At 72.3% G+C, this 15641-nt stretch carries 14 protein-coding genes; 7 read left to right on the top strand and 7 right to left on the bottom strand.

Features of this window, described 5'->3' with window-relative positions; all coding sequences use genetic code 11:
* Positions 1–114: 114 nt before the first annotated feature.
* The 7 genes from ACFYZR_RS24495 to ACFYZR_RS24465 all read left to right on the top strand — a co-directional run bounded on the left by ACFYZR_RS24495 (position 115) and on the right by ACFYZR_RS24465 (position 6778).
* Positions 115–882, top strand: coding sequence for an antibiotic biosynthesis monooxygenase (locus ACFYZR_RS24495; protein WP_391913695.1), 768 nt, complete (start codon positions 115–117; stop codon positions 880–882).
* 136 nt (positions 883–1018) lie between these two features.
* Positions 1019–2377 (top strand): condensation domain-containing protein, encoded by a 1359-nt coding sequence (locus tag ACFYZR_RS24490; protein ID WP_391913693.1) that lies wholly within the window; start codon positions 1019–1021, stop codon positions 2375–2377.
* Positions 2378–2489: 112 nt separating this feature from the next.
* Positions 2490–3377 carry a diiron oxygenase gene (locus ACFYZR_RS24485; RefSeq protein ID WP_391913691.1) on the top strand — a complete coding sequence of 296 codons (888 nt, stop codon included), beginning with the start codon at positions 2490–2492 and terminating at the stop codon, positions 3375–3377.
* Entirely contained in the window at positions 3361–3636 is a 276-nt protein-coding gene (locus tag ACFYZR_RS24480; RefSeq protein WP_391913689.1) for a phosphopantetheine-binding protein, read from the top strand. The genes ACFYZR_RS24485 and ACFYZR_RS24480 overlap by 17 nt, the downstream gene beginning before the upstream one ends.
* Positions 3626–4489 carry an aminoacyl--tRNA ligase-related protein gene (locus ACFYZR_RS24475; RefSeq protein WP_391913687.1) on the top strand — a complete coding sequence of 288 codons (864 nt, stop codon included), beginning with the start codon at positions 3626–3628 and terminating at the stop codon, positions 4487–4489. The genes ACFYZR_RS24480 and ACFYZR_RS24475 overlap by 11 nt, the downstream gene beginning before the upstream one ends.
* Before the next feature lie 82 nt (positions 4490–4571).
* Complete coding sequence (locus ACFYZR_RS24470; RefSeq protein ID WP_391913685.1) at positions 4572–5591, top strand: agmatine/peptidylarginine deiminase; 1020 nt, start codon at positions 4572–4574, stop codon at positions 5589–5591.
* Positions 5588–6778, top strand: coding sequence for an MFS transporter (locus tag ACFYZR_RS24465; RefSeq protein WP_391913683.1), 1191 nt, complete (start codon positions 5588–5590; stop codon positions 6776–6778). The genes ACFYZR_RS24470 and ACFYZR_RS24465 overlap by 4 nt, the downstream gene beginning before the upstream one ends.
* Positions 6779–6814: 36 nt before the next feature.
* Here the strand turns inward: ACFYZR_RS24465 and ACFYZR_RS24460 are convergent, their stop codons facing one another.
* The 7 genes from ACFYZR_RS24460 to ACFYZR_RS24430 all read right to left on the bottom strand — a co-directional run bounded on the left by ACFYZR_RS24460 (position 6815) and on the right by ACFYZR_RS24430 (position 15622).
* Positions 6815–7915, bottom strand: a complete 1101-nt coding sequence (locus tag ACFYZR_RS24460) for a calcium:proton antiporter (RefSeq protein WP_391913681.1) — start codon at positions 7913–7915, stop codon at positions 6815–6817.
* A 230-nt stretch (positions 7916–8145) separates the two neighbouring features.
* Positions 8146–9339: a saccharopine dehydrogenase family protein gene (locus ACFYZR_RS24455; protein WP_391913680.1), complete on the bottom strand. Its 1194-nt coding sequence runs from the start codon at positions 9337–9339 to the stop codon at positions 8146–8148.
* 45 nt (positions 9340–9384) lie between these two features.
* A complete protein-coding gene (locus ACFYZR_RS24450) occupies positions 9385–10182 on the bottom strand; it encodes a 3-hydroxybutyrate dehydrogenase (protein ID WP_391913678.1) in 798 nt (265 codons plus the stop codon).
* 16 nt (positions 10183–10198) lie between these two features.
* Complete coding sequence (locus ACFYZR_RS24445; RefSeq protein ID WP_391913676.1) at positions 10199–12565, bottom strand: Orn/Lys/Arg decarboxylase N-terminal domain-containing protein; 2367 nt, start codon at positions 12563–12565, stop codon at positions 10199–10201.
* 131 nt (positions 12566–12696) lie between these two features.
* Positions 12697–12927 carry a hypothetical protein gene (locus tag ACFYZR_RS24440; RefSeq protein WP_391913674.1) on the bottom strand — a complete coding sequence of 77 codons (231 nt, stop codon included), beginning with the start codon at positions 12925–12927 and terminating at the stop codon, positions 12697–12699.
* A 122-nt stretch (positions 12928–13049) separates the two neighbouring features.
* Complete coding sequence (locus ACFYZR_RS24435) at positions 13050–14363, bottom strand: MFS transporter (protein ID WP_391913672.1); 1314 nt, start codon at positions 14361–14363, stop codon at positions 13050–13052.
* A complete protein-coding gene (locus tag ACFYZR_RS24430; protein ID WP_391913670.1) occupies positions 14360–15622 on the bottom strand; it encodes a hypothetical protein in 1263 nt (420 codons plus the stop codon). The genes ACFYZR_RS24435 and ACFYZR_RS24430 overlap by 4 nt, the downstream gene beginning before the upstream one ends.
* Positions 15623–15641: the final 19 nt, after the last annotated feature.

Below are 15641 nucleotides of genomic sequence, written 5' to 3'. Positions count from 1 at the left end.
ACCGCGGATATGCGGATATTCAGCGGGCGATACCCCCCGCGACCTCTCCTTATTTGCCGCGCCCCCGGGCCGCTGCTTCACTCGGATTCCCACGGATTTCAAGGGGGAAACCACGTGATCACCGTGATAGCCGAGCAGCACGTCGTCCCGGGCCGGGAGGAGGAACTCGACGCCCTGATGGCCGGATTGCGCAACGCCATTCTCGAGAGCGAGCCGGGCTGTCTGCGTTTCGACTACGTCCGCACCGAGGAATCACCGCTGCGCCGCCTCGTCATCGAGGAGTACCGTGACGCGGCGGCGCTGGAGGCCCATCAGGGCTCGCGTCATCTCCGGGAATTCCTGCCCCGGTTGCTGGCCTGCCTGACGGAATTCCCGAAGGTCACCACGTACCGGAACGTGGTGCCCGTGCCGGATTCCGTGCCGGATTCCCTGTTCCACGTCGGTATGGTGGTGCCCGACCTGGAGAAGGCGGTGGCGCTCCACTCCGATGTGCTCGGCATCGAGTTCACCGAGCCGCACGTCTTCCGGATCCCCCGGCTGGAGGACCCGGATCCCCACCCGGCGGAGCTGACCGCCGTGTTCTCCCGCACGGGAGCGCCCTACTACGAGCTCATCCAGGCAGCCGGGGACGGCATCATCTCGGCGGCCCAGTGCGGAAGGATCCTCTACTACGGCGTCTGGGAGCCGGACATGGACGCCCGGCTGGAGCTGCTGCGGCGGCAGGGCGTCGGTGTGGACGCCTACTTCCGCTCCGGGCCGGGCGCCACCCCGTTCGCCGTGATCACGGCCCCCGATCTGCTGGGCGCGCGCGTCGAGTACGTCGGTCTGGGCGACCGGGCGCCGATCGAGGAGTGGGTGCGCACCGGGCGCTATCCGGAGTGAGCCGGACGTTCTCCCCTCAACGATCAAGTGCACGGGAAGTCTTGTGCCGCCGGGACCGCTCCCCAATAATGATCAACCTCTGAACCAGCAGAGATGCTCATGACAAGTGGTGCCGACACGGGGGCGGAACGACGACGTGATCCCACGACTGCGAAAACAGGCGGCCTTCACGGGCACACGGAGCGTCGAGGCCGGGCTCACCTGGAGCCAGCAGGAGATCTGGTCCCTCATCGAGGCGGCGGCACCCGAGGACCACGTCTACAACGTGGTGGGCGTCATCGACGTACCGGACGGCACGCGGATCGACGAACTCCGCTGTCTGCGAGCAGTGTCCTTCTTCGTCTCGCGCCATGAGGCACTGCGCACGCTCTTCCCTCGCGACCGGCACGGACGGGTCTTCCAGCAGGTGCTGCGCGAGGGAAGCGCCCCCGTCGTGGTGGCCCACACGGACGAGCCGGGCGTCGCCGGGCTCACCGCCGCGTTCCGCGAGGACTTCGGCTCCCGGCCCTTCTCGTACGCGGACGAACTCCCCGTACGCATCGGGCTGGTCGTCTCCGGCGGCGACGTCCGCGCGGCCGTCTACGCGTTCTCGCACATGGCCGTCGACTGGTTCGGGCTCGACGCCCTGCTCCAGGAGGTCCGCGCCCACTTCCGCGACGGCGGGACGCTGCCTCCGCTCCCCGACGACGTGCCGCGCCCGGCCGATCTGGCGGAGTGGCAGGCATCGCCCGAGGGCGTCGCCAAGGGCACCCGCGCCCTGCGCCACATCGAGGCGACCTTCGGCGGCCGGCCACTGCTGCCCCTGCCCCCGGCGCCCGGCACGCCCGCGGCCGGCCCCCGGCACCACCGGGCCGCCCTGCGCTCGCCCGCCGCGAACCTCGCGACCGGCGTGATCGCCCGGCACATGGGCATGAGCACGACGTCGGTCGTCCTCGGCTGCGCGGCCGCGCTGCTCGGCGAGACCACCGGCAGCGACACCGTGGACCTCCTCCTCACCAGCTCCCAGCGGTTCGACCGGGACCTGCGGCACATGGTCGCGACCCTGATGCAGGAGGCGTACTTCTCCGTCGACGTCACCGGCGCGGACGTCTTCGAGATCATCAAGCGCTCGTGGCGGGCGTCGATCGTCGCCTACCGCAACGCGGGCTGCGCCACCGACGCGCTGACCGCCCTGCTCGGCCGCCTCGGGGACGGGCCCGACGCCCCGCTGAAGCTCTCCCACTGCTTCAACGACAAGCGCGCCCGGACCGAACCGGTCCCCCTCGCCCCCGGGACGGACCCCCGGGACCTGCTGGACGACTCCACGCTCACCTGGCTCCCGGTCACCGAGCGCGAGCCGTTCTACCTCGTCGTCGACGAGGACGGCGACGCCATGGAGTTCTCCCTGACCTGCGACGCCGCGCACTTCGCGGCGGCGGACACCGAGGGCTTCCTCCGGGCGCTGGAGAGCTCCCTCGTCACCGCGGCCGGCCGCGTGCCCGCCGCCGGCGGCTGAACCGCGGCCGTACCGGCGCCGCGGGCCACACCACGACTTTCCGAATCCCCCACGCACGACAACCCATCGCGAACCCTCCGCCGCCCTCCGGGCGGCCAGTCAGAGGTGCACCATGAACGACGCCGGTACCGGCGCCATGCTCGCGCGGCTCTCCGAGAAGTCGCGGCACGACCACTACAACCCGTACACCCGGTTCTCCTGGCCGGACGAGGTACCCGAGGACTCCTGGTGGATGACGCCCGAGTACCTCACCGTGCACGGCACGGGCCTGGTCGAGGACGAGAGGACCCTCAAGGCGCTGGCCCGCCGCGAGACCGTCAACTTCTTCAGCCTCCACGTCCACGGCATCCGCGAGCTGATGATCGGGGTGTCCCGGCGCATCCACACCCCGGACTTCGCCGACTACAACGAATACCTCCACCACTTCATCGGCGAGGAGAACGCACACATGTGGTTCTTCGCCGAGTTCTGCTACCGCTACGCGGGCGGGATCTACCCGGAGGCGTACTCCCCGGTGCGCGGCGAGGGCTTCGGCCCCGCCTGGGAGGACGTCGTGGTCTTCGCCAGGATCCTGATCTTCGAAGAGATCTTCGACTACTTCAACAGCCGGCTGGGCAAGTCCGGCGAGATCCCCGGGATCCTGCGGGAGATCCACGCCGTGCACCACCACGACGAGAGCCGGCACGTGGCGTTCGGCAAGCAGCTGCTCAAGCACCTCTACGCACGGGCCTGCGAGCAGGACCAGGCGGGGCCCGAGCGCCGCCTGGAGATCGAGAACTACATCAAGTCCTATATGACGTACTCGGTGCGCAGCCTCTACAGCCCGCACGCCTATCGCGACTCCGGGATGCCGAAGGCCCTGGAGACGCGCAGGGCGGCGATGGCGCACCCGGTGCGGGAGGCGTTCCACAGCAAGGTGATGGCCCGCGTCGACAGGTTCTTCGTGGCAGCCGGGATTTTCCAGACCGCTTGGGGGGTCGGCAATGACGTCAGCAGGTGACAAGAGCATGGAGCACGACGAGGCCATGGAGAAGGTCGTCGACTTCCTCCGGAAGGCCAACGACGCCACCGACGCCCTCGACTGGGACCAGGACCTCATCGAGCTGCGGATCCTCGACTCGCTGGCGTTCGTCGAGTTCCTCGTCCTGCTGGAGGAGGTCACGGGCGCGCCCGTCGATCCCGGCACGATCGACGTGGAGAACTTCCGGACCCTCAACCGCATCCACGCGCTGATCGGCGGTGCCGGACGTGCCCAGTGACCATCTGTTCCCGCCGGTCGACGTCGCCGACGGCTTCGTCACCCTCGGCCCCACCGCCGTCCGGCTCCGCTCGGCCCTCGACGCGGTCTTCACCGGCTGGGCCGCCGCGGCCGGTGCCGCCGAGGTCCTGTATCCCCCGCTGACCCGGGTCGCCGACCTGGCGCGCTTCGACTACTTCGTCAACTTCCCGCACCTGGCGCTCGCCGCGGCCCCCCTGGACACCTCGGACACCGGCGGGCTGCCCCGCCACCCGGTCGCCCGTGACGAGCGGCTGAGCGCCGACCGGCTGGGCGACGCCGGGCTGATGCTGCCGTCGGCGGCCTGCTACAACGCCTATCTGGCCCTGGCGGGCGCCCGGCTGGACCGGCCGGTGAAGCTGACGACGATCGCGCAGTGCTTCCGTCGCGAGAACGAGTACGCCGGGCTGCGCCGGCTGCACGGCTTCACCATGCGGGAGATCATCGCGATCGGCGACCCGGAGACCGTCAAGGACCACCTGGACACCCACAAGTCGCTCATCCTGGGGTTCGCCGACCACCTCGGGCTGAAGCTTGTGACCGAGACGGCCACCGACCCGTTCTTCGACGCCAACGGCTCCCGTGCCGTGATGCAGAAGCTCTTCCCCACCAAGGAGGAGTTCGTCAGCGGCGGCGGGCTCGCCATCGCGTCGGTGAACTACCACCGCAACTTCTTCGGTGAACGGGCCGACATCCTGGTGTCCGGCACGCAGGCCAGCACCTCGTGCGTGGCCTTCGGCGTCGAACGCTGGCTGCACGTGCTCGCCGGCCGCTTCGACGGCGACTGGGACGCGGCCTACGAGGCGGTGACCTCCTTCGCCCCCGTGACGGCCTGACGGATCCGGACCCGGCCGGTGAGCCCCTCCACGGCGGCTCACCGGCCGTCCTTTTTACCGAGGTTGACTGAGGAGATGTGTTGTGACGCAACTGCGGATGCCCGCGGAGTGGCACCGGCACGCGGCCTGCCTGATCGCGTGGCCGACCCGGGAGGCGCTGTGGGGTGAGGGTTTCGAGGGTGCCGAGCGCGAATACGCGGCGACGGTCCGGGCCATCGCTACGTTCGAGCCCGTCACCGTCGTGGTGCCGCCCGGCCGGGCCGGCCGGGTGCGGGAGCTGTGCGGCGCGGGGATCGACACCGTCGAGATCCCGCTGGACGACTCCTGGATCAGGGCCTTTGGCCCGGTCTTCGTCCACGGCCCGGCGGGCGAACCGATCGGCGTGGACTTCCGGTTCAACTCCTTCGGCGAGCGGTTCTTCCCCTACGACCAGGACGAGAAGGCCGGCGAACGCCTCCTCGGCGCACTCGGCGTGGCGCGCCGGGGCACCATGACGGTGCTGGAGGGCGGGGCGATCACCGTCGACGGCGAGGGCACCCTCGTCACCACCGAGCAGTGCCTGCTCAACCCCAATCGCAACCCCCGGCTGTCCCGGCGCGACATCGAGGCCGAGCTCGGGCACCTGCTCGGGGTCACCAAGGTGATCTGGCTGCCCTACGGCCACCTGGAGGGGGACACCGACGGGCACGTCGACCACGTGTGCCAGTTCGTGGGGCCGGGCCGGGTCGTCGTCGAGGCCCCCGGCGACCCCGCCGGACCGGACCACGCGCGGCTCAAGGCCGACCGGGCCGTCCTGGAGGCCGCCACCGACGCGCTCGGACGCCCCCTGGACATCGTCGAGCTCCCGCCCCGGCAGACCGTGCGGGCGTACGGCGAGGACGTGGGCGTCAGCTATACGAACTTCTACATCGCCAACGGCGGAGTGGTGGTGCCCCTGGCCGGCACCGACGCCGACGCGGACGCCCTCGCCACCCTCGCGGCCGTCTTCCCGGAGCGCGAGGTAGTCGGCGTGGAGGCCCGGGCCCTCGCCCTGGGCGACGGCGGAATCCACTGTGTGACGCTGCAACTGCCCGCGGAGCGCCGGGAAGCGGGGGCGCCGTGAGCGCCACCGGCAGCGGCATACGCGTACCGCCGGACACCCTGCGCCGGGCCCATCTCGGGGTCTTCGCCACCTTCGCGCTGACCGGCGTGGTCAACGGCATCCTGGTGGCGCGCCTTCCCGGGCTCGCCGGCAAACTGGGGCTGGACGCCGGGAAGGTCGGCGTGCTCATCCTCACCTGGGGCATCGCGGCCACGGTGACGATGCAGTGCGTGCGCTGGCTCGTCGCCGCCCTGGGCAACCGGGCGCTGCTGCGCGTCGGCGCCCCCGCGGTCACCGTCGCGGTGGGCCTCTTCGGCCTCAGCCCCAGCTATCCGCTGTTGCTCGCGGCGGCCGCCTGCTTCGGGATGACGTCCGGTGTCGCCGAGACCATGATGAACGCCCAGGGCAGTCTGGTCGAAAGGCTCTCCGGCCGGCCGCTGATGAACGGTCTGCACGCCGGGTGGAGCACCGGGGCGGTGACGGGCGGGCTGCTGGCGGCGCTGCTGGCCGCCTTCCACGTCTCGTACACCACCTCGGTGGTGGCCGTCGCGGTGTGCGCGCTGCCGGTCGCGCTGGCGGTGGGCGGCACGTATCTGGACGAGCCGGCGGAGGAGGAGACGTCCGAGGGGCGGCGGGGCCTGCCCGCGAGCGTCTATGTGATCGGCGCGATCTCGTTCCTGGGCCTGCTGCTGGAGGGGCTGGTCGCCGACTGGAGCGGTCTGCTCCTCCACGGCGACCTCCACGCCTCCGAGGCGCTCGCCGCGCTCGCCTACCCGGCGTTCGAGCTCGCGACGCTCACGGGCAGGCTGTTCGGCGACCGGCTGCGCGTCCGTCTCGGCGGCCGGTCGCTGCTCGCGGCGGCGGGCGGGGCGACGGCCGTCGGCGTCCTGGTGGTCGTCGCCGCCGGGTCGGCGCCGGTCGCGATCGCGGGGTTCGCCCTGACGGGGCTGGCGGTGTGCGTGGTCGTCCCGCTGACGATGTCGCTGGCCGGGACGGTCGCGCCGGGGCGCTCGGACGCGGCCATCGCCCAGGTGTCCGCCATGGGTTACTCGGGACTGCTGGTGGGACCGGTCGTCATCGGGTTCGTCGCCGAGGCGAGCACGCTGCGCACCGGGATCGGGCTGACGACGGTGGCGGCGCTCCTGATCGCCGCGGGCAGCCGGGCCGTTCCCGCGCACGACGCCCCCCGCCGGACGCCGGAGGGCTGACGGTGTGGGGGCGGCCCGGGCCGCCCCCACATACGGTCAGGGGGTGACGGCGAGTTCGATGTAGGCGGCCAGGAGCGAGAGGTGGAGGCCGCCCTGGAGCACGGTGGCCCGGCCCGGGATGACGGTCAGGGTGCCGACGGCGACGGTGAGGGCGAGCAGCACCATATGGGTGGCGCCCAGGCCGAGGACGAGCGGGCCCTCCAGCCACACCGAGGCCACCGCGACGGCGGGGATGGTCAGCCCGATGCTGGCCATGGCCGAGCCCAGGCCGAGGTTGAGGCTGGTCTGGACGCGGTCGCGACGGGCGGCGCGCAGGGCCGCGATCGTCTCCGGGAGGAGCACCAGCAGCGCGATGACGACGCCGACGACCGAGGCGGGCAGGCCCGCCGCCGCCACGCCCGACTCGATGGTGGGCGAGACGCCCTTGGCCAGCCCGACCACGGAGACGAGGGCGACGCCCAGCAGACCGAGGCTGACCAGGGCGACGCGGGACGACGGCGGGTGGGCGTGGTCGTCGCCGTCGATGACCTCGCCCTCGGCGGTCACGGGCAGGAAGTAGTCGCGGTGGCGCACGGTCTGGGTCGCCACGAACAGGCCGTAGAGGATGAGCGCGGCGGTCGCGGCGAAGACGAGCTGGGGCGGGGAGAACCGGGGTCCCGGGGTGCTGGTGGTGAAGGTCGGCAGGACCAGGCTGAGGCCCGCGAGCGTCGCGACGCTCGCGAAGGCCGCGCCCGTGCCCTCGGCGTTGAACACCGCCACCCGCCGCCGGAGCGCGCCCACCAGCAGGGACAGTCCGACGATGCCATTGCAGGTGATCATGACGGCGGCGAAGACGGTGTCCCGCGCCAGGGAACTGCTCTTCTCGCCGCCGTCGGCCATCAGCGTGACGATGAGCGCCACTTCGATGATCGTCACCGCGACCGCCAGGACCAGTGACCCGAACGGCTCACCGACCCGGTGCGCGATCACTTCCGCGTGGTGCACGGCGGCGAGGACCGCGCCGGCCAGACAGCAGCTGACCACGACCACCATGCCGACGGACAGTGACCGTCCCCAGGTCATGGCCAGCACGGCGGCGGCCACGACGGGCACGACGGCTGGCCAGTGGGCGACGGGCAAGCGGAAGCGAGTAGTCATGCCCCAAGCTTCGCAGATGACCCGAAAACCCGACCAAGGCGGATTCACCTCACCATCACCGAGCGAACCGGCCATGAGCCGGATAAATTGGACGGAGGCTCCCCCGGAGAGGAGGCGTCATGTCCTCGAAGCGCCGTCGCAAGAAGAAGCAGCGCCGCAAGCACGCGGCCAACCACGGCCGCCGGCCCCAGTGCTGAGACGAGGCCCGACGGCCCGTCCCGGTGACCGCGTCAGCGTGCGTGCCTGACGCGGTACGGGAGGCCGGCCGCCGCCAGCCGTTCCAGCAGCGCGTCGCCCATCGCGACGGCGGGGGTGACCTGTCCGGACGTCGTCGGCAGGTCGTCCAGCGCCAGGCACAGCGACGCCTCGGCGAACATCCTCGCGGTCTCGCCGTAGCCCGGGTCGTCGCCCGTGAGCTCGGTGAACACCCGCCGTCCGCCGCCCTCCCCCACGAACCGCAGCCGGAACCAGCCGCGGGCTCGCAGGCGCGCGTCCGGCCCGCGCCCCGGCTCGTACAGCGCCGTCAGCCATGACCTGACGGGCGGCACCTGCGCGAGGACCGCGACCGTGCCCACCGCGACGGGCCCGGCCAGCGCCATCGGCAGGGTCTTCACGGACGCGTAGTGGCGGTAGCGGAAGTCCGGGCCGTAACGTTCCAGCGCCTCGGCCGAGCGCCGTACGACCACCGGGTCGAGCGTGGGCAGCGGCAGCGCCCAGGTGCCCGTCTCCTTGCTGAACCGCGGCGCCCCCAGCGGCGCCCTGACCCGCCGCCCGGCCGGCCGCGGCTCGCAGCGCCGCCGCTCCCGGGCCGCGGCCGCCGCCTGGGGCCGCCGGGAGAGGATCGTCAGCGACGAGGCGAGCGTGCCGCCGGAGACCAGGCCCATCGCCCGGACGAACCCGTCGACCGTCAGCGGCACCCCTTCCGGGAGCTGCCGCACGGTGAAGTACGCCCCCAGGTCGTGCGGCAGCGAGTCGAAGCCGCACGCGTGCACGAGCCGCGCTCCCGTCTCCCGGGCCCGCGCGCCGTACCGGACGAACATCAGGTCCACGAACTCCGGCTCGCCCGTGAGGTCCGTGTAGTCGGTGCCCGCCTCCGCGCACGCGGCCACCAGTTCCTCACCGTGCCGGATGTACGGTCCGACGGTCGACGCGACGACATGCGTGGACTGCGCGAGCGCCCGCAGGGCCACCGGGTCGGACGCGTCGGCCGTCACGATCCCCAACTCGGCGGCCCGCGCCGGGTCCACCGCCGCCAGCCGTTCCCGCAGCCGTTCCAGCTTCGCCCGGTCGCGCCCGGCGAGCGCCAGCCGGCAGGTCTCCGGAGCGTGCCCCAGCAGATACTCCGCGGTGAGCCCGCCGACGAACCCCGTCGCTCCGAAGAGCACGACGTCGTAGGGCCGTTGGGGCCCGTCCTGTCTGTTCATGACGCCTCCTTCTCCCGGGTCCGGGTCACTCTAGACCGTGCGCGGTCAGTGGGCGGTCCAGCCGCCGTCCATCACCAGGCTGGTGCCGGTGATGGAGGAGGCGTGCGGCGCGCAGAGGTAGGCGACGGCCTCGGCCACCTCCTCCGGCTCGACGAGCCGCTTGAGGGCCGTGTCGCGCAGGAGGACGTCGGTCAGGACGTCCTCGACGGGCAGGCAGTGGGCGGCGGCCTGGTCGGCGAGCTGCTTCTCCACGAGAGGGGTGCGCACGTAGCCGGGGCTGACGCAGTTGGAGGTGACGCCGTGGGCGGCACCCTCGAGGGCCACGGTCTTCGACAGTCCTTCGAGGCCGTGTTTGGCGGTGACATAGGCGGACTTGTACGCGGAGGCCCGCAGCCCGTGGACGGAGGAGACGTTGACGACGCGGCCCCAGCCCCGTTCGTACATGTGCGGCAGGGCGCCTCTGATCAGCCGGAAGGGGGCTTCCAGCATGACGGTGAGCATCGTGTGGAAGGCGTCGGGCGGGAAGTCCTGGACGGGTCGGACGAGCTGGATCCCCGCGTTGTTGACGAGGATGTCGGCGCCGGCGGCGGCACGTTCGGCGGCGTCGAGGTCGGTGAGGTCGAGGGCGACGGCCTCGACCGTCCCGGGCAGCCCGGACGCCCGCCGGACGAGCCCGTCGAGGCCCGCCGCGTCGCGGTCCAGCGCGCGGACGTGGGCTCCGGCGGCCGCGAGCCGTAAGGAGCAGGCCGCCCCTATGCCGCTCGCGGCTCCGGTGACGAGCGCGGTGCGGCCGTGGTGGCCGGGGGTGCCGGGCGGGGGTGCGGGTATGGCGGTGGCGGTCATGCCCGCACCCTAGGCGTCAACAGGCGGGGATGTCCTCGTCCTGACGTACGCACTCGATCGCGTAGTCGCCGCTCTCCTCGTCCACCGTGACGCCGTGGGTCTCGCTCCGGAAGCCGGGGAAGCGACGGTCGAAGGACTCCAGCGCGCCGAGGTAGCGCAGCAGGGGGCCGTCGGCGGCGCCGATGGACTCGCCGGGCATCAGCACCGGGATGCCCGGCGGGGTGACGGTGACCATGGCCGCGGCCACGCGGTCCGCCGCGTCGGCGAGGCGGACGCGCTCGGTGCCCCGGCGGATCAGCCGCTGGTAGCACCACTGGGGCGGGACGACGGGACGCGGCAGCTCCTGGAAGGCGGTGTCGAGGAGGCCGACGAGGTCCGCGTCGCGCAGGTGGTCGTGCATGGACCGGCACAGTTCGCGCAGGGTCGTGCCGGTGTAGCGGCGGGGGTACCGGTCCACCAGGCCGGGCAGGACGCGGTCGAGGGGCGCGTCCTCGTCGTGGAGCGCCTTGAAGTCCATCAGGGCGTCCAGCAGGGTGCCCCACTTGCCCTTGGTGATGCCCATGGAGAAGAGGATCAGCGTGGTGTAGCTGTCGGTCTTCTCCACGACGATGTTGCGGGTCGCGAGGTAGGCCGTCAGGATCCGGGCCGGGATGCCCCAGTCGGCCCAGGCGCCGGTGGCGTCGATACCGGGGCAGGTGAGGGTGACCTTGACCGGGTCGAGCTGGCAGTAGCGGTCGGCGAGGCCGGGGAAGCCGTGCCAGTCGGCGCCGGGTTCGAGCTGCCAGCACGAGGCGTGCGAGCGCAGCAGCTCGGCGGGGGCGTCGGCGAAGTCGTAGCGCTCGCCGGTCGCCGGGTCGGTGACGGCCGGGGGCTGCCAGGCGCCGAAGAACCAGGCGGGGCGGTCGCCCGCCGCCGCGACGCGCCGTCCGGTGCGGGCGACGGTCTGGCGGAAGCGGATCGCCTCGGTGACCGCCTCGTCGACCAGCCAGTGGCCCTGCGGGCCGTCCATCATCCCGGCCGCCACGTCGAGGGAGGCGATGGCCGGGTAGAGCGGCGAGGTCGTGCCGTGCATCATGAACGCCTCGTTGAAGCGCTCGTGTTCGACCGGTGCCCTCGGTGACGGCTTGACGTGCACCATCGCGCTCTGCGACAGCGCCGCCAGCAGCTTGTGCGTGGACTGGGTGGAGAAGACCGTGGGACGGTCGGGACCGTCGAAGGTGTCGGGGCCGACGGCCATCCCGTAGCGGCCCGCGTAGAGGGGGTGGAAGCGCGCGTAGGCGAACCACGCCTCGTCGAAGTGGACGCGCGGGGTGCTGGGGGCGAGTTCACGGGCGACCCGGATCGCGTCGTAGCACAGGCCGTCGTAGGTGGAGTTGGTGAGGACGGCGTATTCGGCCCGGGGCGACACCGCCCCACTGGTGAGGGGGTTGCGGGCGATGCGGCCGGCCACGGACGCCGCCCCGATCTCCTCCGGGGGCAGCGGGCCGGCCAGCCCGTAGCCGTTGCGGGTGGGCACGAGATAGACCGGGCGGGCGCCGGAGAGCACGAGTCCGTGGAGGACGGACTTGTGGCAGTTGCGGTCCACCAGGGCGATCTCGTCCTGGGCGACGCAGTAGTGGCCGACCATGCGGTCGGCGGTGGAGTTGCCGTGGAGGACGAAATAGGTGCGGTCGGCGCCGAAGATCCGGGCGGCGTTGCGCTCGGCCTCGCCGATCGGACCCGTGTGCTCGAAGAGGGAGCCGAGCTCCTCGACCGAGATCGACAGGTCGCTGCGGAAGAGCCGCTCCCCGTAGTGGTCGAAGAAGGCGCGCCCCACGGGGGACTTCAGGAAGGCCACGCCTCCGGCGTGCGCCGGGGTGTGCCAGGAGTACTCGTGCGCGTCGTCGAAGCGGCGCAGCGCCTTGAAGAACGGCGGGAGGACCGACTGCCGGTAGGAACGCGCCGCGCCGGCGATCCGCCCGGCGATGAACGCCGGGGTGTCCTCCAGCGGCCAGACGTAGCCGACGACGGTCTCCGCCACCCACAGGGGCAGCCGCTCCAGGTCGTCGTCGGCGCCGTCCGTCATCACCAGGAGCACGGGCAGGTCCGTGAAGCGCCGCCCGATCTGGCGCAGCACCGCCGCGCCGCCCGTCTCGTGGCCGTCCTTCTCCCCGTCCTGCGCCCCCGGGCTCCGCTTCCCCGGCGGGAGGTCCCAGGCCACCACCGCGGCGGCCAGTCCGGCTTCCGTCCGCAGCACCGCCCGGGCGTCGGTCCCGGTGCGGGCCCAGCGCACTTCGAGGCCCTGCGCCTCCACCTCCTCGCGAATCCTGCGCAGTTGTCCACCCGCCGCGCCCCCGTCGAGCGGATCCTCGTCGAGCGCGAACAGCACCGTGCCGCTCACCATGGCGTCCCCCGTATGTTGAGATGATCTGCCTGTCCGGACCACGGCAGTGTCCCGGCGGGGTCCTGCCGTAGGCGCTCCTGCGGCGGTCAAACCACTCTCCGGGGCGATTTCAACGCGGCACGGCGCGGGGGTCATGAGCGCCGCATGGCCAGTTTCCCCACCACCCAGTGGCCGCACCGGGCGCACTCGGGCGCTCCTTCCCAGCTGTACGGGGGCGTCACCGGCAGGTCGTGGATGCGGAAGCACTCCCGCTCGAAGCCGCTCGACGTCGCGCAGCGGACCACCTCGTACTCATGGGTCCAGCTGAATCCACAGTGCGCGCACGCGAACTCGACGACATCGATGCCCTTGTCTGCATTCATCCGCACCCCTCCGGCCTTGGTGACGCACACATTCGGCCATCTTCGGGCCGCGCACCCGGGGTGTGAACAAAGGGCGGGGCAAGGGGGCGCCGGGAATCCGTCCAGGTCTTGCCAAGGGGTGACTATCCCCGCGCCGGGGCGCCTTCGCCTCCCGGCGCCAGCAGGGCCACGCCGCTGATCGCGCAGGTCACGGCGGCGTAGTAGGCGGGGATACCGGTGTTCCCGGTGCGTTCGACCAGCTCGGTGACGATCAGGCCGGCGCAGCCGGAGAACACCGCGTTCGCCAGCGCGTAGGACAGCCCCAGACCCGTGCAGCGCACCCGGGACGGAAACATCTCCGCCAGCATCGCGGGCCCCGGTCCCGCCATCGCGCCGACCGCAGCCCCGGCGAGGAGGAGCGCGGCGGCCTTCGCGACGGTGGGGGCGGTGGTGCTCCGGAGGAGTGTCAGCAGGGGGAAGGCGAGCAGGACGACGAGTGCCGCGCCCGCGGCCATGACCGGGCGGCGGCCGACGCGGTCGCTCAGCGCCCCGGCGGGCAGGACGGCGGCGGCGAAGCCGAGGTTGGCCAGGGCGGTGGCGGTCAGGGCCTGCTGGAAGGTGGTGCCCACGGTGTGCTGGAGATACGTCGGGAGCACCACCAGGAAGGTGTAGCCGGCCGCCGCCCAGCCCATGATCCGCCCGATGCCTAGGGCGATGGCCCGAAGCGGCCGGGGCAGTTCCTCCCGTACGCCGTCGGCCGCCGGGCCGGGCGCGGTGGACGTGGCGGCCGCGGTGGACGTGGCGGCCGCGGCCGTGCGCCGGAACTCCGGTGACTCCTCCAGCGTCAGCCTCAGCCACAACGCCACCGCGCCCAGGGGAAACGCCAGCAGGAAGGGCACCCGCCACCCCCACGCGGTCAGCGCGTCCGGTCCGAGTACCGTCGCCAGCACGGCGGCGAGCCCCGCCCCGGCCAGCAGGCCCAGGGCGACCGTGCAGGACTGCCACGCCCCGTACAGGCCGCGGCGGCCGGGCGGGGCGTTCTCGGTCAGCAGTGACACCGCGCCGCCGAACTCCCCGCCGGCGGACAGGCCCTGGAGCACCCGCACCCCGGTGAGGAGCCATGGCGCGGCGGCGCCGAGCGTGGCGTACGTGGGGAGCAGCCCGATGAGGGTGGTGGCCCCGGTCATCAGCGCGAGCGCGAGAACGAGGGCGGGGCGCCGCCCGAGCCGGTCGCCGACCCGGCCGAAGAGCGCCGCGCCCACGGGCCGGAAGAAGAAGGCCAGGGCGAAGGACGCGTACGTCCTGATCAGCCCCTCGGCGCCGCCCGCCGGTCCGTCGCCGCCGAAGAAGTTGACGGCGATGACCGTGGCCATGTGCCCGTACGCCCCGAACTCGTACCACTCGATGAAGTTGCCCACCGAGCCCGCGATCAGGGCGCGTCGCGCCTGCGGTCTCACGGCTCCCGGCAGGTGGTGCGGGGCTGTCCGAGGTGGGTGACCAGCCGGTCGAGGGCGGCGCGGTGGCCGGGGAGGGCGAAGTGGTCCACGCCGGGGTTGTCGGTGAGGGAGAACCGGTGGCAGGGCATCGACCGCCAGGCCAGGACCGCCTCGTTGGTGAGGTCCTCCTGGTTGCCGTCGCCGTCGCGGGTCAGGAGGGCGCCCGTGTCCACGACCTGTCCGGGGGTCAGTCCGGCGAGGCGTGCCCCCACGGTGGTGGGCAGGCCGGAGCCCTTCTCCGCGAAGACGTCGACGCCGGGGAAGGAGTGGGGGTCGGTGAACTTCACGAAGCCGAGGTAGTGGTCGGCGAGCTCCTTGGCCATCGGCAGGCGGGCGTCGGCGAAGAGCCGCGGGTAGTCGCGGGGGGTGTAGGAGCGTCCGGTCGAGGTGTCCTGGACGACGACCTCGCGGTCGCCGAATACGGCGGGGTCGGAGGCGCTCATATAGGTGGAGGGGGCGCTCAGGTACATCAGGGCGCTGCTGCGGGCGTTCTCGGCGGTCTTCGGGGTGGCGAAGTCCTGGATGTTGAGGCCGGTGAACATCGTCGCGTAAAGGAGGCCCTGGCCCGGGAGGTTGCCCGCGAACGGGGTGAAGCCGTGGATGTACTTGTCCCGCCAGGCGCGGGTGGTGTGGGTGAGCAGGTACTGGGCGTAGAGCGGGCCGTTGGAGTGCCCGGCCAGGTGGACGGGCCGGTCGCCGTTCTCGCGGTAGGTGTCCTCGACGAGCCGGCGGGTCCGCTCCAGGAAGCCGTCCAGGTCGGGGGTGAGCCGGGGGTCGTAGCCGGCGACGCGGATGTCGTGGTCGCGCCGGTATCCGCTCGCCTCCAGGGCCCGGTACAGCGGCTCGTAGGCGGGCGCGCTGTCCGTCCTGCCGTAGCCGGTGACGCGGACGGTGACGCCGGGCGGGTAGGAGAAGCGCGCGGGCATCGGCTTCGCCGGGTCCGGGTCGTACTGGAGGGTGAGCAGTTGGTCCTGGCAGACCTGGCTGAATTCCGTGCTCGGGTGCTCGTTGGCGAACCAGCTTCCGAAGCTGCCGGAACGCGGGCATCCGGGGGCCGTGGTCTGGCCGTCGACGGTCACCTCGAGTCTGGTGAGGCCGTAACCGGGGAAGAACACGACGGGGGTTCTGCCGGGCGGCGGTGAGGCGTCGGCCGCGCCCGGGAACACGGCCAGCGCGATCACCGCCGCGATCACGATCCGAAGCCAGGTTTTGACGAGCATCCGGTCCCCACCCCTCATT

This window comes from Streptomyces sp. NPDC001678, assembly GCF_042892945.1.
Lineage (GTDB): Bacteria > Actinomycetota > Actinomycetes > Streptomycetales > Streptomycetaceae > Streptomyces.
The sequence above is the reverse complement of the archived record's forward strand: the minus strand, read 5'-3'. Positions and strand labels throughout refer to the sequence as shown.

Coding starts and splice junctions, on each gene's coding strand:
- ACFYZR_RS24430 (WP_391913670.1), bottom strand. CDS start 15,622: ATGCTCGTCAAAACCTGGCTTCGGATCGTGATCGCGGCGGTGATCGCG.
- ACFYZR_RS24460 (WP_391913681.1), bottom strand. CDS start 7,915: ATGACTACTCGCTTCCGCTTGCCCGTCGCCCACTGGCCAGCCGTCGTG.
- ACFYZR_RS24445 (WP_391913676.1), bottom strand. CDS start 12,565: ATGGTGAGCGGCACGGTGCTGTTCGCGCTCGACGAGGATCCGCTCGAC.
- ACFYZR_RS24480 (WP_391913689.1), top strand. CDS start 3,361: ATGACGTCAGCAGGTGACAAGAGCATGGAGCACGACGAGGCCATGGAG.
- ACFYZR_RS24450 (WP_391913678.1), bottom strand. CDS start 10,182: ATGACCGCCACCGCCATACCCGCACCCCCGCCCGGCACCCCCGGCCAC.
- ACFYZR_RS24485 (WP_391913691.1), top strand. CDS start 2,490: ATGAACGACGCCGGTACCGGCGCCATGCTCGCGCGGCTCTCCGAGAAG.
- ACFYZR_RS24455 (WP_391913680.1), bottom strand. CDS start 9,339: ATGAACAGACAGGACGGGCCCCAACGGCCCTACGACGTCGTGCTCTTC.
- ACFYZR_RS24440 (WP_391913674.1), bottom strand. CDS start 12,927: ATGAATGCAGACAAGGGCATCGATGTCGTCGAGTTCGCGTGCGCGCAC.